Origin of the sequence: Bradyrhizobium sp. 76, assembly GCF_023073025.1 — a bacterium.
Taxonomy (GTDB): Bacteria; Pseudomonadota; Alphaproteobacteria; order Rhizobiales; family Xanthobacteraceae; genus Bradyrhizobium.
Map to the genome: position 1 here is coordinate 31,799 of NZ_JADPIS010000059.1, position 23,071 is coordinate 54,869.

23 protein-coding genes are annotated in these 23,071 nt (G+C 61.0%); 20 read left to right on the top strand and 3 right to left on the bottom strand.

Annotated elements, in window-relative coordinates:
* Positions 1-203 precede the first annotated feature (203 nt).
* The 13 genes from IVB48_RS12465 to IVB48_RS12525 all read left to right on the top strand — a co-directional run bounded on the left by IVB48_RS12465 (position 204) and on the right by IVB48_RS12525 (position 14,203).
* Positions 204-2,501, top strand: coding sequence for an FdhF/YdeP family oxidoreductase (locus IVB48_RS12465; RefSeq protein ID WP_247400190.1), 2,298 nt, complete (start codon positions 204-206; stop codon positions 2,499-2,501).
* Between the two features lie 27 nt (positions 2,502-2,528).
* On the top strand, positions 2,529-3,182 hold the full coding sequence (locus IVB48_RS12470; protein WP_247400192.1) for a cytochrome c3 family protein: 654 nt from the start codon (positions 2,529-2,531) through the stop codon (positions 3,180-3,182).
* A complete protein-coding gene (locus tag IVB48_RS12475; RefSeq protein ID WP_247400194.1) occupies positions 3,170-6,025 on the top strand; it encodes a 4Fe-4S dicluster domain-containing protein in 2,856 nt (951 codons plus the stop codon). The genes IVB48_RS12470 and IVB48_RS12475 overlap by 13 nt, the downstream gene beginning before the upstream one ends.
* Positions 6,022-7,389 carry an NrfD/PsrC family molybdoenzyme membrane anchor subunit gene (gene nrfD, locus IVB48_RS12480; protein WP_247400196.1) on the top strand — a complete coding sequence of 456 codons (1,368 nt, stop codon included), beginning with the start codon at positions 6,022-6,024 and terminating at the stop codon, positions 7,387-7,389. Before IVB48_RS12475 ends, nrfD begins: the two co-directional genes overlap by 4 nt.
* Entirely contained in the window at positions 7,386-7,904 is a 519-nt protein-coding gene (locus IVB48_RS12485; RefSeq protein WP_247400199.1) for a DUF3341 domain-containing protein, read from the top strand. The genes nrfD and IVB48_RS12485 overlap by 4 nt, the downstream gene beginning before the upstream one ends.
* The gene (locus tag IVB48_RS12490) at positions 7,901-8,431 is read left to right on the top strand and encodes a cytochrome c (protein WP_247400201.1); all 531 of its coding nucleotides are present in this window, start codon (positions 7,901-7,903) and stop codon (positions 8,429-8,431) included. The genes IVB48_RS12485 and IVB48_RS12490 overlap by 4 nt, the downstream gene beginning before the upstream one ends.
* A 143-nt stretch (positions 8,432-8,574) precedes the next feature.
* On the top strand, positions 8,575-9,498 hold the full coding sequence (locus IVB48_RS12495) for a hypothetical protein (protein ID WP_247400202.1): 924 nt from the start codon (positions 8,575-8,577) through the stop codon (positions 9,496-9,498).
* On the top strand, positions 9,488-9,892 hold the full coding sequence (locus IVB48_RS12500) for a hypothetical protein (protein ID WP_247327381.1): 405 nt from the start codon (positions 9,488-9,490) through the stop codon (positions 9,890-9,892). The genes IVB48_RS12495 and IVB48_RS12500 overlap by 11 nt, the downstream gene beginning before the upstream one ends.
* A 17-nt stretch (positions 9,893-9,909) precedes the next feature.
* The gene (locus IVB48_RS12505) at positions 9,910-10,662 is read left to right on the top strand and encodes an SCO family protein (protein WP_247400203.1); all 753 of its coding nucleotides are present in this window, start codon (positions 9,910-9,912) and stop codon (positions 10,660-10,662) included.
* A complete protein-coding gene (gene coxB, locus IVB48_RS12510) occupies positions 10,659-11,600 on the top strand; it encodes a cytochrome c oxidase subunit II (protein WP_247327375.1) in 942 nt (313 codons plus the stop codon). Before IVB48_RS12505 ends, coxB begins: the two co-directional genes overlap by 4 nt.
* Positions 11,593-13,266 carry a cbb3-type cytochrome c oxidase subunit I gene (locus IVB48_RS12515; RefSeq protein WP_247327372.1) on the top strand — a complete coding sequence of 558 codons (1,674 nt, stop codon included), beginning with the start codon at positions 11,593-11,595 and terminating at the stop codon, positions 13,264-13,266. The genes coxB and IVB48_RS12515 overlap by 8 nt, the downstream gene beginning before the upstream one ends.
* Positions 13,263-13,907, top strand: a complete 645-nt coding sequence (locus IVB48_RS12520; RefSeq protein ID WP_247400204.1) for a cytochrome c oxidase subunit 3 family protein — start codon at positions 13,263-13,265, stop codon at positions 13,905-13,907. Before IVB48_RS12515 ends, IVB48_RS12520 begins: the two co-directional genes overlap by 4 nt.
* A 53-nt stretch (positions 13,908-13,960) precedes the next feature.
* The gene (locus IVB48_RS12525; protein ID WP_247400205.1) at positions 13,961-14,203 is read left to right on the top strand and encodes a cytochrome C oxidase subunit IV family protein; all 243 of its coding nucleotides are present in this window, start codon (positions 13,961-13,963) and stop codon (positions 14,201-14,203) included.
* Positions 14,204-14,563: 360 nt separating this feature from the next.
* On the opposite strand, the gene IVB48_RS12530 is transcribed toward IVB48_RS12525, so the two are convergent.
* Positions 14,564-14,914 carry a hypothetical protein gene (locus IVB48_RS12530; RefSeq protein ID WP_247400206.1) on the bottom strand — a complete coding sequence of 117 codons (351 nt, stop codon included), beginning with the start codon at positions 14,912-14,914 and terminating at the stop codon, positions 14,564-14,566.
* A gap of 538 nt (positions 14,915-15,452) precedes the next feature.
* On the opposite strand from IVB48_RS12530, the gene IVB48_RS12535 reads away from it, so the two are divergent.
* Positions 15,453-16,265 (top strand): Crp/Fnr family transcriptional regulator, encoded by an 813-nt coding sequence (locus IVB48_RS12535; protein ID WP_247400207.1) that lies wholly within the window; start codon positions 15,453-15,455, stop codon positions 16,263-16,265.
* 248 nt (positions 16,266-16,513) lie between these two features.
* The gene (gene cax / locus IVB48_RS12540; protein ID WP_247400208.1) at positions 16,514-17,629 is read left to right on the top strand and encodes a calcium/proton exchanger; all 1,116 of its coding nucleotides are present in this window, start codon (positions 16,514-16,516) and stop codon (positions 17,627-17,629) included.
* Between the two features lie 177 nt (positions 17,630-17,806).
* Here cax and IVB48_RS12545 read toward each other — a convergent pair whose 3' ends face one another.
* Positions 17,807-17,980 carry a DUF1328 domain-containing protein gene (locus IVB48_RS12545; RefSeq protein WP_247391914.1) on the bottom strand — a complete coding sequence of 58 codons (174 nt, stop codon included), beginning with the start codon at positions 17,978-17,980 and terminating at the stop codon, positions 17,807-17,809.
* 262 nt (positions 17,981-18,242) lie between these two features.
* On the opposite strand from IVB48_RS12545, the gene IVB48_RS12550 reads away from it, so the two are divergent.
* The 5 genes from IVB48_RS12550 (at position 18,243) to IVB48_RS12570 (ending at position 22,009) form a co-directional block, all read left to right on the top strand.
* Positions 18,243-18,659: a hypothetical protein gene (locus tag IVB48_RS12550; protein WP_247400210.1), complete on the top strand. Its 417-nt coding sequence runs from the start codon at positions 18,243-18,245 to the stop codon at positions 18,657-18,659.
* Between the two features lie 337 nt (positions 18,660-18,996).
* Entirely contained in the window at positions 18,997-19,200 is a 204-nt protein-coding gene (locus tag IVB48_RS12555) for a hypothetical protein (RefSeq protein WP_247400212.1), read from the top strand.
* Between the two features lie 218 nt (positions 19,201-19,418).
* Positions 19,419-19,721, top strand: a complete 303-nt coding sequence (locus tag IVB48_RS12560) for a BA14K family protein (protein ID WP_346658989.1) — start codon at positions 19,419-19,421, stop codon at positions 19,719-19,721.
* Positions 19,722-19,789: 68 nt separating this feature from the next.
* Positions 19,790-20,542, top strand: a complete 753-nt coding sequence (locus IVB48_RS12565; protein ID WP_247400216.1) for a PRC-barrel domain-containing protein — start codon at positions 19,790-19,792, stop codon at positions 20,540-20,542.
* A gap of 84 nt (positions 20,543-20,626) precedes the next feature.
* A complete protein-coding gene (locus IVB48_RS12570) occupies positions 20,627-22,009 on the top strand; it encodes a DUF2254 domain-containing protein (RefSeq protein WP_247400217.1) in 1,383 nt (460 codons plus the stop codon).
* Here IVB48_RS12570 and IVB48_RS12575 read toward each other — a convergent pair.
* Positions 21,972-22,973: a YihY/virulence factor BrkB family protein gene (locus IVB48_RS12575; protein ID WP_247400218.1), complete on the bottom strand. Its 1,002-nt coding sequence runs from the start codon at positions 22,971-22,973 to the stop codon at positions 21,972-21,974. The genes IVB48_RS12570 and IVB48_RS12575 overlap by 38 nt on opposite strands.
* Between the last annotated feature and the right edge of the window lie 98 nt (positions 22,974-23,071).

The following is a 23,071-nucleotide window of genomic DNA, read 5'->3' on the forward strand; positions in this document are numbered from 1 at the left end:
ATTTCTTTGTACGGCAGCGCGCAAACTATCGTCGGCCCGGGGAGACAGAGGCTCAGTTCCGTCCATGGTGTTGAGCACACTGCAAATTTCGCTCGAGCGCAGCTGTGCTTCCTCTGATGTCAAAAACGCGGACCGAGGAACCCGCCTCACCAACATACGTTGCCGAGGCACAGGCCAGCCGGTTCCCGAAGAGAAGCAAGATCATGACGCGAGCACGCGAAACTGGTGACGAGAACACCGAGAAGACGGTGGAATACGACGGTCCAGCTGGCGGATGGGGGTCGCTCAAGGGAATAGCCCGAATCTTCGGCAAGGAGTGGGACTCGCCGGGAGCGTTGAATACGCTCCGTCGCCAAAACAAGCCTAAAGGCTTTATGTGCGTTTCCTGCTCGTGGGCCAAGCCGGCCGACTATCACGCCTTCGAGTTCTGCGAGAATGGCGCCAAGGCTACTCTTTGGGAGCTCACCACGCGTCGGTGCAAGCCCGATTTCTTCGCCAAGCATACACTGACTGAGCTGCGCTCATGGACCGACTACGATCTCGAACAACAGGGCCGCCTGACCGAACCACTGCGCTATGACGGTGCTACTGACTGTTATGTGCCATGCAGCTGGGACGAAGCATTTCAAGCCATCGGCGCGCAGCTGAAGGCACTCGATCCGAAATCCGTAATTTTCTATTCGTCCGGGCGGGCGAGCCTCGAGACATCGTACCTGTACGCGCTGTTCGCGCGGGTCTACGGCAACAACAATCTGCCTGACAGTTCCAACATGTGTCACGAGACGACGTCCGTCGCGCTCAAGAAGCTGATCGGCGCGGGCGTAGGCACTGTGGTCTTCGACGATCTCAGCAACTGTGACGCGATGTTCTTCTTTGGTCAGAATACCGGGTCGAACAGTCCGCGGTTTTTGCATCCGTTGCAGGACGCAGCCAGGCGCGGCGTCCAGATCATCACCTTCAATCCGGTCCGCGAGAAAGGCCTCGAAACTTTCGTCAATCCACAGAATCCGACGGAGATGCTGACCGGCAAGGCGACTCAGATCAGCAGTCAGTATCACCAGGTGAAGGCCGGCGGCGACATTGCCGTCATCATGGGAATTTGCAAGCACGTCTTCGCCGCGGACGACGCAGCCAAACAGCAGGGCAAGAGAGTTCTCGACGCCCCCTTCATCGAACAGCACACCCACGGCTTCGAAGCGTTCGAGGCCAAGGTCCGGGCAACGGACTGGAGCGAGATCGAGACCGCATCCGGTCTTAGCCGGTCGGCCATCGAAGGCGCAGCTCAGGTCTATGTCGAGGCTGATCGCGTGATCGGGATCTACGGCATGGGCCTGACCCAGCACGTGCACGGTTTCGAGAACGTGGCGATGCTGGTGAACATGCTGCTCCTGAAGGGCAACATCGGACGAGATGGCACCGGCATCTCGCCCGTGCGTGGACACTCGAACGTCCAGGGCCAGCGTACCGTCGGCATCTCCGAGAAGCCTGAATTGGTCCCTCTCGACAAATACGCCAAGCAATTCGGATTCGAGCCGCCACGCGACAAGGGCATGAACACCGTTGAGACCTGCGAAGGCGTCCTCGCCGGCAAGGTCAAGGCGTTCATCGGGCTCGGCGGTAATTTCGTCCGTGCCATTCCCGAGCGATCGAAGATGGAACAAGCTTGGCGCGGACTGGAGCTGACGGTCCAGATTGCCACCAAGCTCAACCGCAGCCACCTCGTGCAGGGCAAGGCCGCCTATCTTTTGCCGTGCCTCGGCCGCACCGAAGAAGACGTCCAGGCAAGCGGGCAGCAAGCCGTCAGCATGGAGGATACTTTCAGCTGCATCCAGGGCTCGATCGGGTTGCGCAAGCCTGCGAGCGAGCACCTGAAATCGGAAGTGGCCATCGTCGCAGGTCTCGCCACGGCGACCTTGCCCACGAACCCGAAGCTGAAATGGGACGAATGGGTCGGCAACTACGATCTCATTCGCAACGAGATCGCGGAGACCTACCCGGACCAATTCCACGCTTTCAATGAACGGATGTTCACGCCCGGCGGGTTTTATCGCGGCAACTCCGCGCGCGAGCGGATCTGGAAGACGGAAACCGGCAAGGCGGAATTTACTGCTCCGGAGACTCTCAGCTCCACCGGCTTCGCGGACGCCCCCGGCCGATTCCGGCTGCTCACGATGCGCAGCAATGACCAGTTCAATACCACGATCTACGGGTACAGCGATCGCCTGCGGGGGATCGAGGGCACACGGGATGTGCTGCTGATGAACCCCGAAGAGATTGCACGTGCCGGACTCCAGGATGGGCAGATGGTCTATCTCGTCAGCGACGCAGAAGACGGCATCGAGCGTGAGGTTGGGCCGCTTAAAGTGACGCCGTTCAAGCTGCCGGACGGATGCCTTGGAGCCTACTATCCGGAAATGAATCCCCTGATCCCGCTGTCGCACCACGACATCCATTCGAAGACGCCGGCCGCAAAGTCGGTACCGGTCCGAATCCGCGCGTGAGCAAGGCGTGCGGCAGGGGGTCGATGAATGCAGCTTTTTCGTCCCGGCGCGAACACGATTGCGACGGTGGTGATCGCAGCGATTGGAGCGATGCCGGTGCTTGCGGTGGGACTGTCCTATGAGGTGATGCGATCCCCTTACATCACCAACCAAAACGTCACGCGGAACCAGCCGGTGCCGTTCAGTCACGAGCATCACGTTTCCGGTCTCGGCCTGGACTGCCGGTATTGCCACACCTCGGTGGAGAACGCGCGCTTTGCCGGCATCCCGCCGACCGAGACCTGCATGACCTGCCATTCGCAGATATGGACCAACGCGCAGATGCTCGCGCCGGTGCGCGAGAGTCTTGGCAAGAACCAGCCAATGGCCTGGGAGCGCGTGCACCGCCTCCCCGGCTACGTCTATTTTGATCATTCGGTCCATGTCGCAAAAGGGGTTGGATGCACCACCTGTCACGGCGACGTGGGCGGGATGCGGCTGATGCGCCAAGCCGCGCCGCTGACGATGCAATGGTGTCTCGATTGTCACCGCGCTCCTGAACGTTACCTGCGTCCACGCGAAGCGGTTTTCGATCCAACCTGGCAGACCCCGAAGAACCAGGCCGAGGTCGGGCCCAAGCTTGCCGCACGCTATCACATCAACACGAGGCATTTGACGGACTGCACGATATGCCACCGCTGAAGGAATTGCCGACGCGGCCAAATCCTGCCGGGCGCAGCAAGCTCAATCGCCGTCAGGCGCTCAGCTTGCTGGCGACCGGCATGGCGGGTGGGCTCGCGGCTTGCAGCAAACCCGACGAGCAGATCCTGCCCTATGTCAGGATGCCAGAGCGCATCGTTCCCGGGGAACCGCTGAAATTCGCAACGACACTTCCGTTGGCGGGGATCGGTCGCGGCGTGATCGTGACTTCTATTGACGGCAGGCCGATCAAAGTGGAAGGCAACCCGCGTCATCCGGGCAGCCTGGGTGCCACGGACGTTTTCGCTGAAGCAGCCGTTCTTTCGCTGTATGATCCCGACCGCTCGCGCACGATCCTGCACAATGGCGCGATTGCGCCCCGCGAAGCGTTGAACCGAGCGCTGGTGACCGAACTCTCCGAGACCCGCAGCAGCCAGGGTAAAGGCCTGCGCTTGTTGACCGGGCGAACCACCTCCCCGACTCTGCTGCGCCAGATCGATGGCCTGCTTCAGGCGTTCCCGGCCGCTTCGTGGCACGCGTACGATCCAACGGACGACGATAACGGGCATGAAGGTGGGCAGCTCGCTTATGGCCAGCCTGTGCGCAGCATTGCCGATTTCGCAAAGGCCCGGGTGATCGTCGCGCTCGATGCCGATCCGCTCGGGCATGGCCCCGATCAGATACGGATTGGCCGCGGCTACGCAATTAGCCGCGGCGAGCCGAATGCCTTCTCGCGTCTCTATTGTCTTGAGAGCGCACTCACGCTCACCGGAGCAAAGGCGGACGAACGTCTGGCGCTTCGTCCCGAGGCGATCGAACGATTCGCGGCGAGCCTCGCGCGGGAGCTCGGCGCGAATGCAAGCGCCACCGAACTTGCCGACCGCGAACGTCTGCTGCTTCGGAAGATCACAGCCGACTTGAACTCCCACAAGGGCGAGGCGCTCGTCATCGCGGGCCCGGCAATGTCCAGGGAAGTCCACGCATTGGTGCATTGGATCAATGCCCAGCTCGATGCGCCCGTTCGGCTCATCGATCCCATTGATCGCACGCCATCCGGCAAGCAGGCGGGAACGCTTGAACAGCTCGCTGGCGATCTGGACTCCGGCCGCGTGCGTCAGCTCGTCATGATCGGCGTCAATCCCGCTTATGACGCACCATCCGATCTGCACTTCGGGGCCCGGGCGCAGAAAGCAGCCTTTCGCCTTCATATGGGCGAGTACGCGGACGAAACCGCGGCAATCGCCAACTGGCATGTCCCGCAAAGCCATCGGCTGGAAACGTGGTCGGATCTGCGGGCTGGTGACGGGACGGCCAGCATCATCCAGCCTCTGATCAAGCCGCTCTACGAGAGCTTCAGCGAGCACGAGCTTCTCGCCTGGCTGAGCGGCGCAGAAGACGCGGGCGCTTACGAATTGGTGCGGCAGACCTGGCCGACCGCGGCCGCCGCGGATTTCGAGGCATGGTGGCGGCGCGTGCTGCACGACGGGATCATTGCAGGAAACGGCGCCACTGCTTTTTCCCTCGCTGCTCCGCTCCTGCCGCCACTCGCGGATCCCGAGCCTCACGACAAGCGCGATGACGAGATCAGCCTGGTTCTGCGCCCTGATCCTTGCCTCTGGGATGGCTCATACGCCAACAACGCCTGGCTCCAGGAATGTCCGAAACCGCTGAGCAAGCAGGTCTGGGGCAATGCGCTCGCGCTGCATCCGGATGAGGCAACCCGCCTCGGTGTCACGTCCGGCGACGTCGTCACGGTCGCCGCGAACGGCCGAACGATCGAGGTGCCCGTGATGACTGAACCTGGGATGGCCATGGGCGTCGGCGCGCTCACACTCGGCGGGGGGCGGCAGAATGCCGGCGCGATCGGCAATGGCGTCGGTGCCAACGCCTATACACTCCGGACAGCCGGGAACCGATGGCACCTTCCGCAGGTCTCGATCCAGCCGACGGGGCGCCGTGAGCCGGTCCTTACGACGCAGAACATCGTCCGGACGCCGGAAGATGTGCGCGAACTCTATCCGCTGTCTCAGCTCGGCCAGCCGCTGCCAGGGCCAGTCGACCCGGATCCACCCAGCCTGATGCCGCCGAGCGTGAAGCCCGGCGACGAGCATGCCTGGGCGATGGTGATCGATACTTCGGTCTGCATCGGCTGCAATGCCTGCGTGGTCTCCTGCCAGGCGGAGAACAACGTCCCTGTGGTCGGTCCCGAGCAGGTCGCGATGGGGCGCGACATGCACTGGATGCGCGTCGATGGCTATGATCTTGGCTCGGCGGACAGTCCGCAGATCGGCTTTCAGCCGGTGCCCTGCATGCATTGCGAGCACGCCCCGTGCGAGCCCGTCTGTCCTGTTGCCGCATCCGTTCACGACAGTGAGGGCCTCAACGCGCAGGTCTATAATCGCTGCATCGGCACCCGCTTCTGCGAGGCGAACTGCCCTTACAAGGTTCGTCGCTTCAACTTCTTCGGTTATGCCGATGGCGAGGAATACGGCAATCTCGGCGCGGAATCCTATCGCGGCCAGAAGAACCCGGAGGTGACCGTTCGCGCCCGTGGCGTCATGGAAAAATGCACCTACTGTGTCCAGCGCATCAGCGGCGCACGTCGCGCCGCGGAACGCGAGAACCGGCCGCTCGGTCCAGACGAGGTGCAGACAGCCTGTCAGAACGCGTGTCCGACCCGCGCCATCAGCTTCGGAGACCTGAACCAGGCTGACGCAGAGATCAACCACAAGAAGGCCGACCCGCGCCACTATGCCTTGCTCGGCCACCTCGGCACGCGGCCGCGCACCACTTATCTTGCCGATGTGCGCAATCCCGCACCTTTGAACCCGGAGGGGCGGACATGAGCGAAGTTCTCCTTCCCCAGCATCCACCGGCGCACCGCTGGATCTCGGCCGCGCGGGCGGGCGACGCCTCAGTTACCCAGGCGGTGGCTGATCCGCTCTTCACCGGGTTCGGCAAAACATGGTGGCTGGCCCTCCTGATCACCCTGCCGTTCGTGCTCTGGCTGTTCGTTGCAATCGCGTGGCTGTTCTACCAGGGCATCGGCATCTGGGGCATCAACTCCACCATCGTCTGGGGAGTCGCGATCGCCAACTACGTCTGGTGGATCGGAATCGGCAATGCAGGCACATTGATTTCGGCGATGCTGCTGTTGACCCGACAAAGATGGCGCGCCTCGATCAATCGCTTCGCGGAAGCCATGACGCTGTTCGCGGTTGCGATCGCCGGGCTGATGCCCATCGTTCACCTCGGTCGACCAATCTACGCCTATTGGCTCGCGCCATATCCGAACACCATGGCGCTTTGGCCGCAATGGCGCAGTGCCCTGGTGTGGGACTTCTGGGCCATCGTCAGCTACCTGCTGTTCTCCATTCTGTTCTGGTATGTCAGCCTGATCCCCGACCTCGCGACTATGCGCGACCGCACGCCCCGCCGTGCCGGCCAGCTGCTCTACGGCGCATTTGCGCTGGGATGGCGCGGCTCGGCGCGCGAGTGGTCCCGGTTGCAGACACTGCATACCACGATGGCTGCCCTCGGCGTGCCTTTGGTCTGCTCGGTGCACTCGATCGTCGGTCTCGACTTCGCGGCGAGTCTGATGCCCGGTTGGCAGGAGAGCATCTTCCCACCCTACTTCGTCGTCGGCGCGATGTACTCCGGATTCGCGATGGTCGTGGTGCTGGCGGCGGCGATCCGCTGGGGCCTCAGCCTTCAGGCGATTATCAACCGCCGCCACTTCGAGGTGATGGCCCGCATCCTGCTGATGGCCTCGATCGTCATGTTCTATTCTTATGCGACGGAGTGGTTCATGGGCTGGTACGGCGGTGAGCATGCCGACCGTGACGTGGTTCGCTTCGAGTTCACTGGAACCTACGCGCCGCTGTACTGGGCCTTGCTGGCCTGCAACTGCCTGATCCCGCAGTTGCTATGGTGGCCCTTCGCGCGACGGTCGCTCTTCATTCTGATTCCTGTTGCTGTCGCGATCAACATAGGAATGTGGCTCGAGCGCATCCTCATCGTCTGGAACACGCTTTCGCACGGTTACATGCCGTCCCTGTGGCGGACGTTTCACTTCACGTTCTGGGACTGGAGCTTTCTTGTCGCGCCGCTCGGCCTTTTCGCCTTTCTGTTCCTGATCTTCATCAGGCTGATACCGAGCGTGTCGATGTTCGACATGCGCGAGCTCGCCCATCAGGAGGCCGCGGCATGACGGCTAAGCTTGTGGCGGAATTCCTCGACGGTGAAGCGCTGAAGGCGGCGCTAGAGCGCGTGCGTACCGCGGGACACGCCGCACTCGAAGCATTCGCGCCTTATCCGATCGCAGGGCTCGCCGAACAGCTTGGGCAGGGCCGATCCGCAATTCGCGGTGTGATGCTTGCCGGCGGCCTCGGAGCTGCAGCATTCGCTTTCGCACTGCAATGGTACAGCGCGGTGATCGACTATCCCATCAACAGCGGCGGCCGGCCACTGAACTCCTGGCAGGTGTTCCTGCTGGTGCCGTTTGAGGTCGGTGTCCTCGCGGCCGCGCTCGCCGGCGCCATCACCTTTTTTTGGTCGTGCCGCCTGCCTCGTCTCCACGATGCAATGTTCGAGATTCCGGGCTTCGAACGCGCAACGCAGGATCGCTACTTCCTGCTGGCCGCTTCTGACGGCGACCCGAACGAGCTGAGGACGGTCCTCCGCGACGCCGGCGCCGTCGCGGTCACGGAGCTGCGCACGCCATGACCGCCCGCGCGCTGCCATGGCTGCTGTTGCTATCATCGGCGCTCACCGGCTGTGGCGATCATTCCATGTCTCAGCAGAATCGCTACGGCACGTTCTCGAAGGCTGCGCTGTTCAAGGATGGCACCGAAGCCCAGACCTTACCGCAAGGGGTCGTTGCACAGGGCGATCTCGACCGTTTGCAGCAGATCACCAAGCCGCCCGCGGTCGACATGGCGCTGCTGGCCCGCGGCCGCGAGCGCTACGATATCTATTGCTCCCCGTGTCACGGGTTGTCCGGCCACGGCGATGGCATGATCGTGCAGCGTGGCTTTCCCGCACCCCCGTCCTACCATTCCGCGCGCCTCCGCTCGGCCGATGCTCAACACCTCTTCGACGTGATCACTCATGGCTACGGCGTGATGTATTCCTACGCTGCGCGCGTCGAGCCGCGCGACCGCTGGGCGATCACCGCCTATATCCGCGCGCTGCAGCAGTCGCAACACGCCGACGTCGTCGACGTCCCGGAGCTGAGGAGCAAGCTGCCGTGACCGCCGTGCTCCGCCGCCCTGCCCTCAGAGCAATTTGGACGCCGCGAATTGCAGCGGGCCTCGTGGTGATCTTGCTCGCTTCTGGCCTCGTGCTCGCGGCCGGGAGACTCGGCCCCTATCCGAGCCTGCTCCAGGGCTGGCTCTTGGGATTTGCGATCTGGAGCTGCGCCCCCATCGGCAGCATGACGCTGCTGCTGATTCATCGCTTGACCGGCGGCCGCTGGGGCTTTGCGGCCGGACCGGTGCTGCGACCCCTCGCACTTATGGTGCCCCTCGTCGCCATCGCCTTCGTCCCCGTTCTCGCCGGACTGACTGACATCTACCCCTGGGCCGCGGATGCCAGCCAGATCAGGCCCGACATTGCGCGCTGGTACCTCGGCCAGCCGTGGTTTGTCCTGCGTGCCGTGATCGCATTGATCGGATGGTCCGTGCTCGGAGTGACTTTCGGTCTTAAACTAGGTGGACGGCTACTGGCCGCGCTCGGACTTGCGTTCTTCGGGCTTACCATCAGCATGGTTGCGGTCGATTGGTTCCTCTCCGTCGAACCGCATTACGTTTCCACCGCCTTCGCCTCCATGATTGCAATACAGCAGCTGCTCGCCGCGCTGGCCGTTGTCGCCGTGCTTGCAACGTCGAACGTCGATGGCAAAGCGCTGAGCGATATCGGCAGCCTTTTGATCGCAACGCTGCTGGGCGTCGTCTACCTCGAATACATGACATATGTGGTGGCCTGGTACGGCGATCTACCTCACAAGGCCGAGTGGTTCCTGAGGCGCAGCACGGACGTATGGACCAACATTCTCCTCGTGGCATTCGTCACCGGAGCCGTGCTTCCGTTTGCGATGTTGCTGTTGGAGGACGTGCGCCGCAGCCCTGCAGGCTTGCGCATAGTCGGCTTGTTGCTGTTCTTCGGCACTGTCATGCACTTCGCTTGGCTCCTGGTGCCGGCATTTTCCGCGCAAGTTCATGTTGCACTCACCGCTCTCGGCGCCCTCCTCACCTTGACCGTGGCTTCGGTCCTCTTTGGGCAGGGCACCGCATCCGCAGAGGTGCGCCATGCCGAATGAGGAGATGGGCAGCCGCGCGCTGCCAGAAACGGCCGGCATAGACAACCGCGCCGTTCTCGCCATCGTCGGCAGCTTCTTGCTCTTCGTGGGCGCCGCGATTGCGGGAATTCTGCTGTTCCTGAATAGCGAGGCGCCGGGCGCATTCACGCCCCGCCTAGAAAACCGGTTTCCCTCGCCCGAGCTCCAGACCTCGCCGGAGGACGACCTGACCCGGTTCGAGGCCGCCCAGCGAGCGAGGCTCACCACTTATGCCTGGGTCGATCGCGACCACAACATCGCCCGCATCCCGATCGATCAGGCGATGCAGCTGGTCGCAGGACGGGGCCAGCACGCCTACGACGCCCTTCGACCCGCACCCGCACCTCCGCCAGGTGCGAGTGGAGGCAATCCATGAGGCGGTCCATCTTCATCATGGCCCTTGCGCTCTGGCCGGGGCTCGCGCATGCCGGTTTGACCGAGGAGCAGATCGGGCGCGTCGGGTTCGATCCTCCTCAGGGCGCCCGCGTTCCGTTATCCCTGCAGTTTAGGGCCGTCGGCGGTTACACCGTCACCCTTGGCGATGCGATCGACGGACATCCGACCCTGCTCCTTCCAGCGGACTTCACCTGCAAGCAGATTTGCGGGCCTGCGCTGACGATCGCAAGCTCGGCGCTGCAGCAGACCGGGTTTATCGCAGGACGCGACTACAGCCTCGTCGTTGTCGGCATCGATCCGCGCGACACCATTGACGACGCCCGCCGCTTTACCCAGGGACAGATCGGGGGCACGGGAACATCGGTCCTGACAGGATCGCAGGAGACTGTTGCCGCGCTGCTCGGTGCAATCGGATACCATACCGAAACCGACGATAAGCATAACGCGATTGCGCATCCGGCAGCCTTCGTCACGCTCGCGCCCGACGGACGGGTCGTCCGCGCGCTGTCCAGCCTCGCGCTGCAGCCCGGTGACCTTCGCCTCGCTCTGTTGGATGCCGGTGACGGGCGGATCGGTGGACTCTCCGGACGCATCGCGCTGCTCTGCTATGGATTTGACGCGGTACACGGACTCTACACCCGCAGGATCACAACGGTCCTGCAGATTTTCGGAGCATCCACGGTTGCCATCATGGCCGCCCTCGTCGGGCTGATGCTGGTCCGCAGCAGGCGTCGGGGAGCCTCGGCATGAATTCGTTATTCAGGCTGCCGGAAGCGAGCACACACGCCGTCACGGTTGATCACATCTTCTATCTTCTGCTCTTCCTTTCCGGGGCGACCGTGGTCCTCGTCTTCGGGCTCATCCTGCTGTTTGCCGTTCGATATCGGCGCGGATCTCCCGCCAAGCGCGGCCCGATGCCTGAGATTCTCAGCCGCGAGTTCGAAATCGGTTGGACGGTCGCGACGTTGCTGACGTTCGCCTTCCTATTCTGGTGGGCATCTTCCGCTGACCTCAGCAGCCTTGCCGCGCCCACGGGCGCACTTGAAATCCACGTCATCGCCAAGCAGTGGATGTGGAAGACGCAACATCCGAACGGCGCGCGTGAGATCAATGCCCTTCACGTGCCGCTGGATAAGCCCGTCCATCTCCTGATGAGCTCGCAGGACGTGATCCATTCCTTCTTCGTCCCCGCGTTTCGGGTCAAGAAGGACGTGCTGCCTGGCCGCGACACTGACATCTGGTTTCAGGCCAGCAAAACCGGCACCTTTCCACTGCTCTGCGCTGAGTATTGCGGCACGAACCATTCCATGATGCGCGGCAAGATCGTGATCATGCGACAGGATGACTATGCCAAATGGCTGGTCCAGCAGCCGGAGGGCGACGATCTTGCCCATGAGGGCGCCAGGCTGTTCGTGTCGCAGGGATGCTCGGGCTGCCACGCCGTCTCCTCGAACGTCCACGCGCCGCGCCTGACGGGTCTCTACGGCCGCGCGGTGCAGCTGGCGGATGGACGCACCGTTTCCGCGGACGATGCCTACATCCGCGATTCGATGCTGCAGCCGAACCGCGACGTCGTGGCCGGATTTGAGCCGATCATGCCGAGCTTCAAAGGGCTGCTCGACGACGGAGAGATCCAGAGCCTGACCGCCTACATCCGCTCGCTCAGGGAGGAGCAGCAAAATGACTGACGCCCTGCTCGCAGGGGAGCTGCCGCTTCCGCCACGCCCCGATTATCTCCGCCACGGCTCGACGATCTCGTCCTGGCTTGCCACGACCGACCACAAGCGCATCGCAATCCTTTATGCGATCACCATTACGTTCTTCTTTTTCATGGGAGGAGCCGCAATCACCGCCGTTCGGCTCGAGCTGTTCCAGCCGAACGGATGGCTGTTGACGTCGGACACTTACAACAAGCTGTTCTCGTTCCACGGGATCATCATGGTCTGGTTCTTCCTGGTGCCGTCGATCCCGAATACGTTCGGCAATTTCCTGCTGCCGCTGATGATCGGCGCGCCCGATGTCGCGTTTCCGCGCCTCAATCTTTTCAGCTGGTATTTGACCGTCGCTGCCGGGGCTTTCACCGTTTATGCCCTCGTCGCCGGAGGCGTCGACACCGGCTGGACGTTCTATACGCCTTATTCGTCGATGTTCTCCAACAGCCACGTCTTCGCTGCGGCCGCGGGCGTGTTCGTTGTCGGCTTTGCCAGCATCGCCACGGGAGTGAACTTCATCGCGACCACCCACATGCTTCGTGCTCCCGGCATGACCTGGTTCCGGCTGCCGCTGTTCGTCTGGGCGATCTACGCGACGTCGCTGATCATGGTGCTTGCCACCCCGGTGCTCGCCATCTCGCTCCTGCTCGTGATCGCGGAGCGCGTGCTGGGCTTGCCGATCTTCGATCCGGCTCGCGGCGGCGATCCGATCCTGTTCCAGCACCTGTTCTGGTTCTACTCGCATCCGGCGGTTTACATCATGGTCCTGCCGGCGATGGGCGTCGTGTCCGAAATAATCCCATGCTTCGCGAGGCGGCGAATTTTCGGATACGACTTCATGGTCTATGCCATGCTTGCGATTGCGGGCGTCGGATTCTTCGTCTGGGGCCACCACATGTTCGTCTCCGGACAGTCAGCCCTGGCCAGCCTCGTGTTCTCCTTCCTCTCCTTCATCATCGCCGTGCCGTCGGCAATCAAGGTTTTCAACTGGACCGCTTCGCTGTATCGCGGTCAGATCAGCTTCGAATCGCCGATGCTGTATGCGCTTGGCTTCGTTGGTCTGTTTACGACCGGCGGGCTCTCCGGGCTGTTCCTCGCCTCGATCCCGGTGGACATCCATGTCACCGACACCTACTTCGTCGTCGCGCACTTCCACTACATCATGGTGGGCGGATCGGTGTCCGCCTTCTTTGCCGGGCTCCACTTCTGGTGGCCCAAGGTCACAGGCAAGCTCTATCCGGAGAGCTGGGCGAAGTTCGCGGCCATCCTCATGTATGCCGGCTTCAACATGACATTTCTGCCGCAATTCTTCGCCGGGTACCTCGGCATGCCGCGCCGCTACCATACCTATCCGGCGGAGTTTCAGATCTACAATGTCATGTCGTCTGCGGGAGCGGCGGTCCTTGCCATCGCCTACCTGTTGCCTCTGGGATATCTCACCTGGTCCCTGTTCTACGGCGGAAAGGCCGCGAAGAACCCTTGGGGCGCGACAGGGCTGGAGTGGACCACGGGTTCTCCGCCTCCCCCGAAGAATTTTGACAGGCAGCCCCGAGTAGATCGCGCGCCGTATGACTACCACGCCGAAGGCATGTCGGCTGGAACCGATCCCCCCGAAATGCAAAACGCAAGAGAAACGCGATGAGCGACGAAAGCGCACTGCTGAGAGAACCCTGGTTGGATTTCGGCCGGCAGCGCGAGGCAGGCAAGTTCGGCATATGGGTTTTCCTCGCCAGCGAGACGCTGTTCTTCGGGGCGCTGATGCTGACTTACACGGTTTGTCGAATCGAGCATCCAGAGGCGTTCGCTGCAGCCGGGAGGGAGACAAATATCTGGTACGGCACGATCAATACCGCCGTGCTGTTGACGAGCAGCCTCACCATGGCCATGGCTTCGCAAGCGTCCGAAACGTCTTCGCGACTGCGACGGCTCGTCCTCGTGTGCCTCATGCTCACCGCGTTGCTCGGGCTCGCGTTCATCGTCATCAAGGGCTTCGAGTACAAGGAGGACATCGATAAGCAGCTCGTACCGGGAGCCGGGTTTGCATTGTCTCTGCCAGGAGCGCAGCTGTTTTATGGATTTTATTGGCTGGTCACGGGCGTCCACGCGATCCACCTTTCCATCGGGATTGCTCTCGTGAGCCGCTTGTTCTGGGTGCTGCTCCGGCGCCAACTCCCGGCGAAAGACAATCCCGAGATCGAGGTCACAGCCCTCTACTGGCATCTGGTCGATATCGTTTGGATCTTCCTCTATCCGCTGATCTATTTGCCGGGGCGTGCATCATGAACAGGCAAGGTGAATCAGGCGGTATTGTGCGCCGCCTATGGGCGAGGAACCTCTTGATCTGGGCAGCGCTCCTCGCACTCCTCCTGCTCAGCCTCGTCGTCGCCTATGTTCCCATGGGCCGAATGACGACAGCCAGCGGCATCATCATTGCGGGGGTGAAATCGACCCTCGTCGTCTTGCTCTTCATGCAACTCGCCTCAGCGAAGCCGCTGATCCGGATCGCGGCGATCTCGGGGCTTGTTTTCGTGATCGCGATGTTCGCATTGATCTTCGCTGATGTTCTCGTACGCATCTAACGCACGCACTTTTGGGTACCTTCTGCTACCCCGCACGCATTGAAGCGCTCTGATGCAGCCACCTTCGAACGCAAGCTTGGGAGAGGAGAACTTTCGCTGCGCTCAAAAAGGTGACTGCACCAGTTCGCTCGTGAAGCCATGCGCCTCTCCGTGAGGCACACCGCCGGGGACCATCAGGCGGACGTTGGTGGTTCACGAGTTCTGAAACTCCTTCATATCGAGCCACAGACCGGCTTTGTTTGCTTGCTCTGCTGTGACGTAAGGCAGACCATGATAGCTTAGGTTCGGGCTCCATCGCCCCGTTTGGCCCGGGTAAGGGAAGGCATAGGTGCCCCCCGCCAACGGACGCCTCGCAGGATATCACAACCGCCGCGAGCTTTCCGCCGCTGTCGAAAACGAGGTCGGAGACATAGCCATAGCCTTGACCTGCCTGCGGCCGATGACCTTGGAGACCGAGAATTCGTGCGGCTCTGCTTGGGCCTGATCAGTGTCAACAAAGAGGCCGTATTCTCGCGACCTCAAATCGGAAAAGTCGGCCACGATAGCTCCTTCGTGAAGCGGGCGCAGCACCCGGTTGAAAGGAATTCGGGAGATGAACTCCGGCTCATCCTTCGTTCTGAAGCCTTCGACGAGCAAAGAATCAATCTGCCCGTCGTCTGCCAAGGTCACGTTCCGGACAGCTCCCAAATACTCACCTTTCAACGAGAACACCGCGCTCCCAAGCAGTCGCGAAGCACGGAGCCATTATAGACCGTGTTGACGAACTGCTCGGACTGCGCCGACTGTTCCGTGGCAGTCTGCGTCGCCGTCTCTGCCCATGAGGGACCCAACAGAACGGAGGTCGGGATTGTACCTACGACAATTGCAAGGGTGATCCTGCTCTTTGCGTCCATTCAACGCTCCTGCGATCCACGTGCCAACGATATCATTGCTCGTATAATCATTTCCGAAGCTCGAAGTTCTGGCCGGCCATCAAGCGAATGGTCCGCTGCCGTGTCAACGAAAAGGTGCAGCGATCAATCGGCCTTGGAAAACGCACCGCAGATCCACGCGTGCACATCCTGGCAACGCTATTACATGCCTCGGCCGACGTACTTCGTTCGTTGCTCGCGCATCAGAGGCAGCTCACGATCGAGGCCTTGAGGACCTGGTCAGGCTTCTCCTGACGGGTCTTCACCTAAGCCCGACTGTGAGGAGGCCCGCGCGCGCCCCACATCTTGGTGAATAGCCGTTTCCAAGGAGACGCGAAATGCTCAGCAACGAACTCGAAATCGTCGTGCGGACGCACAGTGCGACGCCGTCTCTGCAACGGTCACGAGAGAGCGATCAAACGCCGCACGCGCACCACGCAAACAACGATCTGATCCGCCGCCTCCCGCAATCATCACGCCGCCGGCTAGTCGAACTCTGCGAGGAGGTAACACTGAGACCAAGGCAAATGCTGCAGGAGCGCAATCAAGCACTGCAGTATGCCTATTTTGTGGAACATGGCGCGGCCTCGCTGACCGCTAGGGCTGGCGACTGCCTCCCCGTCGAGATACAGATTGTTGGAGCGAAGGACTTCATCGGCATCCCCTTGATCCTTGGCATGCGCGTTTCCCCTCACCGTTGCATGGTTCAGGTTGCCGGGAGAGCCTTGCGCATCCAGGTCGATGCTTTGATCGAGTTGGTGAGGGGGGATGTCGAGATCCAGAAGCTGTTGCTACGGTACGTGCAGGCCACCCTGATCCAAAGCTCGCAGTTGGCTGCATGTAACTCGCGTCACAGCTTGCAGCAACGATTGGCGCGGTGGCTTCTCGTTGCAGCGGATAAGTTGTTCTCCCGCGAAATCCCGCTCACGCATCGATGCATCGCACAGGCCCTTGGAGTTCGCCGCGCAGGTATCACGTCGACAATGGGCGAAATGGAAGCGCGAGGCATCATCAAGCAAGGCCGCGCTCAAGTCGCGATTCTGGATCAGTCGCGACTCGAGCAATTGTCCTGCAGCTGCTATCGCGTGATTTTATCCGCACATGAGAACTCCCTTGGTGCAGCCAATGCCCGATACACAAGCAATTGGTGAATGATGGCTCAAGAGAATGAGGGCCTGGGCATCGCAATGCGCTTCCCTTGCCCGGTTGCGTACCGAGTTCAGGCCGGCGCAGCGAACCCTAAGTGTCTCACCTCGTTGCTCGTCGCAAGCTGCCCGGGATTCGGATGCGACGCGCTTTGGGTACAGAAGCCACGCTCTGTCGGCGGCGGAATGGCCCGATCTGTCCGCTAAAATCGAAGGTAGGAGCCTTGCGGGATCGACAGGAGCCAAACGCCAGCTTGCCGAAGTCCAACGTCTCCAGAGCAACGACTATCTTAGGGCAGTACGGTACCATCGCGCGCGTTGCGCCGCTGGTCTTGGTTCTGCTCACCCCGATGGGCGAGTACGTTTTTCACCTTTCTCCGATCTGGATATTCGGATCCGGCGTTCTCGCAACAGCTGTGCTCGCTGAATGGATTCGCGTAGCAACCGACCAGCTATCCTCCCACACCGGTCCTGCCATAGGCGGTCTCCTGACCGTCAGTCTTGGAAGCTTCGCCGAACTCATTCTTGCTCTATTTGTTCTCGCGCGCGGTCATGTCGAGGTGGTCCACGCCCAGATCACCGGGTCCATAGCGGCGACCTGCTTGTTGGGGTTGGGTCTGGCCATCGTCGCCGGCGGGTTCAATCGCGAGCGCCAGAGCTTCACCCAAGCGCGCGCTGGGTTGTTGTCGAGCATGCTCGTCCTGTCGGTGATCGCTCTCATTCTGCCCGCAGTGTTCGACTACGCGGGTCGCAACATCCGTCATGTCAATCACGTGAATGCCTCCGACGAATTGCTTAGCCTGGCTGTGTCCATGGTGCTGCTAGTTCTCTACTCCGGGAATCTTGTCTTCACCCTCATCACTCACCGGAATGTCTTCGCGACCAATGAGGAGGCTTCAGCTAGATCGGCGTGGTCTACAACCACATGCTTGATCGTGTTATTGGCATGCACCGGCGCGGCGGCCCTTCAGAGCGAATTTGTCTCCGGCGCCCTGACCGAAGCGGCCAAATCAACGGGTCTGACACCACTCTTTCTTGGCGTCGTCGTGCTCGCTCTTGTGGGCACCAGCTCGGACATCTTTGCGGCCGTTTGGTTCGCTCGGCGCGACAGGATGGGACTTGTGATGACGCTCTGCATCGGATCCGCCATTCATCTTGCGCTGGTTGTTGCCCCGCTTCTCGTCATTTTCTCATGGGTGATCGGGAAGCCGATGACCCTTGTCTTCCGGAATCCCGTCGACCTCTTTTCAATCGCCGGCACCGCGTTCATCGTGAATGCCATCACGAGAGACGCCGAGACGACCTGGTTCGAGGGCGTAATGCTCATTGGAGTTTACGTCGTGTTGGCCCTTGCATACTTCTTTTCTTGAAATGCAACGCCAGGCGGGCTCAACAGTGGCAACCGTTCAAGCTCCAAAGTAGTTGCGTCTTGGCAGATCGGAGGCGCCGCCGCCCATCGCCCCGCCGTGTCTCCAAGATCGAAGTGGGACCCCTTTCGGAGCAGACCGTCGCGGTTACCGGCCGCGCCGAGCCCCCGTCGATCAGCGCTAAAAAATCACCTCCCCCGCGAAAAAAGCGAGGAGCACGAGCACCAGAAAAATCGCAACAGCTGCGAAAAATAGCCACTTGGCGATAGTGGACGCACCGGCGGCGATTCCGCTGAATCCGAGCAATCCGGCTACGATCGATATCACAAAGAAGATCAACGCCCACTTCAGCATGCCAAGCTCCTGCGGCCTTATCTACAGTTGAGGTATGCACAAGTCTGCAATCCCACCCACTTCGAAGGTGCTCTCGGACTTGCCGAGCGACAATCGTTCTGCCGACAATTGTTCTGGGCATTCGGCGTTCCGATCAGAACGTTCTATGTCCGACAGAAAGTCGGCACGCCTGCGTACGCGCTGCGCCAGAAGCCAAGCGAACTGAAATGTTTGTTCGCGACCGGACAGTCTCCGGGGTGTCGACGTCTTTTTTGATCAGTGAATGGGAATTATCTTCTTAGCTTCAGCAGCGAGGCAGTCCCAGATGCGGTTTCGTTCTGATTGCGTTCTTCCCTGGTTGGCCCTCGCCACCGCACTCCTGCTCGGCCACCCAATCCCAGCTTCCGCACTCGAATGCCCCGTTTACCATCCGAGCGATACCGACGCCGCGATCAAGGAAACAAGAGCACAAACGGAGACCTTCGAAGCTATGCTTGCAGCGCGCGGCGATCGTGCAACACGCAGCATTGTCAGCAGCGTGCGCATGGCTCATCCGAATGCGTCGGCAGCACAGATCACCAATTTTGTATTAACCCTCTACTGCCCTCTGGTGCGACACAACGCAGTTTTGTCCGAGGATCAGAAGCGAGCGCGCCTCAAGTCCTTTTCAGCTGAACTCATGAAGCAAGTCTCGCCGTAGCGTTGCTGCACCCAACCCTACCGGCTGATGTCTGGGCAATCACGGACGACGTACCGGTCCTAGCGAGCCGTGTACAAGCACATGGCGACATAGTCTATCAACCACATCGCGAGCTGGAATCGGCTTTTCAACCACGTATGGGGCAAATCGGCCGGGTATGACTTCGCGGCTGTATCCCGTGTAAATCAGAAACGGGATGCTTCTTTTCAAAAGGATATCTGCGAATTCGAAGGACGCCCGCCCGTGCAGGTCGACGTCGAGAGACGCGGCAGTCGATAGCTGCGCTACCCGCTGCATGGAAAGCAGGGCCCAGCTCGGCAAATGGGCCAATTGTTTCATGACCGCTGCGCCGGATCTCGGTCGCGAGATCGTCGGCGATGAAGTATTCGTCTTCGATTATGGCTATTCGCATTGGGACTCCAATGACGTAGCAGCAAGCCCCTGCGAGATTTTCGCTTATCCTATCGGTGATGCCGCGGTGATCAACCCGGATCCGAATCGTAGACGCATAACTTGGTCCGCTGCCGCACGGGGCCAGTAGTACTTTGACCGCAGCGTTACTCCTGCTGCAGTAAACAGGTGCTCCCGGCCGGGGTACACTTATGTACCAACTGTCTCTGCAACGGCACCGCAGCTCGCGCATTTCCTTCAGGCAAATGAAAACGAGGAGATGAGTTTATGAAAACAAGCGGATGGCACGTCGCCGTGGCCGTATTGGCGCTCGCGATTCCGGTCGGAACTACTGCGCAAGCCGCACCCATGTTGGCTGCGAGCGGGATAGCCAAAAACGACCCGAGCCTGGTGGAAGTTCAATGGAGGCATGACCGTCACCATGCTTGGCATCGTCATAACTGGCGCGACGGCTACAGGCACCGCTATGGCGGCGGCTGGGGTCCAGCGTTAGGCGGCTTCGTGGCAGGTGCGGCGATTGGAAGCGCCGTCGCCAACAGCCGGGCGCAAGCTGCCGAGAACAACGCCTACTGCTCCCAGCGATACAAGTCGTACGACCCGAGCTCCGGGACTTACATGGGTTACGACGGCATACGGCATCCATGTCCCTGAGCAACACGGCGTTCTGCCGGCGCCGGCCATTACGAACGCCATTTGAACTCGAGCAAGGAGATCCATACATGAAAGCGACCTCATTCTTGGCGGTGGCAGCTCTCGTCGGCGCATCATCGCTTGCGATGGCACAAAGCGCTCCGCAAGCTACCGGTCCTGGGGACCATAGCGTCGTGCAGAGCTCGAGCCGCAATCGGTCGGCCGACCAACGCACGGAAAACAGCATGGCAAACAAGGGGGGCAACAAGGGCGACGCGGTCCAGTCCGACGCTAGTCAAGCGAGCGTTCGGCAGCAGATGGTCAGCGACCTGCAGCAGGCAGGTTTCACCGACGTCAAGGTACGGCCGGAGTCGTTCCTGGTGGAGGCCAGAGATCGGTCAGGAAATCCGGTGACAATGTTCGTTGGTCCAAATACTTTCGCCGAGGTGAAAACGATCGGCGCTAACGCGCAGAAGTCTTCTTCGAATACAAACTCGTCCAGCAACAGCGCTAACGCAACTTCGGATCACCCGGGCGGAGCCTTCACTTCGGTGCCGCCGAAGGACGGCCTGAGCTCGCAGTTGATGGGTCTGCAGGTGTACAACAACACCAAACAGGACATTGGCACGATCAAGGACGTCGCGCTAAACGAGAACGGCATCGACGGCTATATCCTCTCGGTCGGAGGGTTCCTTGGCATTGGCGACCACTACGTTGCGGTGCGGCCTTCGGCAATCAATCTGAAGTTCGATCATGCGGCCAACAAGTGGAGCGCGACCATGGACACGACGGCCGACCAATTGAAGTCGGCGCCTGAATTCAAGTACCCCAGCAACGGATAATCCTCTGAGGTGGAGCGGTTCGGCGGAACCGCTCCAGCCTCCCGGCTGTTAGGTCCAGGTTCGACTCGGTCATGCGGCTCAAATATGCTCGCCCGCGCTGAAAAACTGCTGGCCGACCTTGGCGAGACATTCTGGCTGGTGCCCATGCTCATGGTGCTTTCCAGCCTGATCGGCGCCTTCACTCTCGTTCATATTGACCAAAGCGACGCGGTCTCGCTATCAAATCTACAGGGCTGGTTGTACGACGGCGGCGCGACCGGTGCTCGCACCCTGCTCGGCACCGTAGCCGGCGCGACGATCGGCGTAGCGGGAACCGTGTTTTCTATTACAATTGCCGCGTTGTCTCTCGCTGCGGGTCAGATGGGGCCGCGGCTGCTGCGTAATTTCACGCGCGATCGTGGCAATCAATTCACGCTGGGGATGCTGCTCGGCACCTTCTGTTACGCTCTCGTCGTGCTGAGAAGCATCCGGACAGAGCCGGAAGGCGGCTTCGTCCCTCATCTATCATTGAGCGTTGGAATTCTGCTCGCATTGGCTTGCGTGGCGATGCTCGTCTACTTCGTCGGTCACGTCGCCGGCCGGATCAACGTTGAAACCGTCGTCGAACTCGTCAGCGAAGACCTTCGCAGCGCTATGCGCCAGCTAACCGTGCAGGATCCGCAGCCGAAGCCTCCGCCGGGTGAGTACTGGATCGGCTCCCTGCCCCTGAAGGACTCGCGGCGCGGTTATCTGCAGCATCTGGACGAAGAGGGCCTGGCCACCTGGGCGGCCAAGCATAGAGTCACCATTCGGCTGTTGATCGGTCCCGGCGACTATGTTTTTCCGGGGGCGACCGTCGCTCTGGTTAATCCTCCCGTCGACGGTGCCGAAGCGGCTATCCGGAATGCGACGGCGCTGGGCGCAACGAATAGCATTTCTTCCGATCTGCGCTTTGCCGTTCGCCAGCTCGTTGAGGTCGCAGTAAGGGCACTTTCTCCCGGCATCAATGACCCCCACACCGCCCTAGCGGTCCTCGACCGGCTGGGAGCGGCTCTGTGCGATCTTGTACCCCTGCATTTCCCGACGGGAGTGTCAATCAGGGGAAGTCAGCCAGTCCTGGTGGTGCCGCATGTGCAATATGATCAATTGCTCGGAACGATGTTCCATATGATCCGGCAAAGCGCAGGCGCCCAACCTGCAATATCGATCCGGATGATCGAGGTGATGACTCAGGTCGCAAGCTGCGAGCGCGATCCCAACAGGCTTTCGGCACTAGCCCACCACGCTGAGCTCGTCCTTGCGGACGCTCGTCGCATGATTGGCGCTACCAGCGATAGGGAGGATGTCGAACGCCGACATCAGCTGTTTACCCAGATGGTCCGGGCAGGTCCGATGGGGCGATTCACCGAACAGCTCTTGCCTCTGCCGGGCGACGATGATCCGCCAAAAGCTATCGCCGAGACAGCCGCCTTCCGATCTCGGCGTTGAGCTCGGCGCCCGCCAAGATGGAATAGGCCGCGACCCAGAGCCATGTCATCAACACGGCGACTGCGCCGAGCGAACCGTAGGTCTTCTGGTAGGCGGCGAACGTGCTCACATTCGCCGAGAAAGCATATGAACCGGCAATCAATCCGGTCGTCGCCAAAAGCCCGCCGGCCGAAGCAAGGTCCCATCTTGGTTCAGTTCGATTGGGTGCGTAACGGTAGAGCAGAGCGACGATGGCGATGATCATGCCCACGAGCAGCGGCCACCGTATCCGCATCGCGGTAGCCTGCCAGCCGGTCGGTATCGGCAGGTAGCTGAGCAGGAGCGGCATCACCGCGATCAGGATCACGGCCCCACCGGCCAGGACGATCAACGCCACGGTCAGCGACAGAGCAACAACATTGAAGAGAACGATCCCCCTCTCCTCCGGGACCGCGTAAGTTACGTTCAGAGCGGTCATGAGCCTGCCGGTCGCGTACCGCGCACTCCAGATCGAAATCCCGACACTCACCAACAGCCCGACGCTGAAAGGCGGGTGCACGCCCTGCTCGAGCGCCTTCAACCGTTCTGATATGAGCGCGGTCGCTTCCCCCGGCAGGATCACCTGGAGCGCGTTGAGCTGCCGCACGATGTCATTAGTGTCGGCGACAAGCCCATAGAGTGACACCAGCGCGGCTATGGCGGGGAAGATCGAGAGAAAGGAGTAAAACGCAACGGCGGCGGATAGGACCGAAATATTGTGGTCGCCTAGCCTGTGCCAAACGGCCATTGCGACGGAGATGAACCTGTGCACAGGCCCGGAGCTAACGGGGCTCGCCCTGTCGACATTGCGGCTTGCATTTTCGCTCACGTTGATCCCTAGCCAGCCTTCAGGACACCAAAACCCTGGATTACGGCTGACGTTCCCGTGCGGATAATCAAAAGAGCAAATCTGAGGGGCCCCTAAGTCCACTGCTTCCTGAGTCAAAGGGCTCACCCTGGTCCGGAAGCGTACCTGCAAATGCAGGAACCAAAGCGGCGGACGCACCTTGGATCTGAGCAACGAACACGTGACGAGTACCCCGG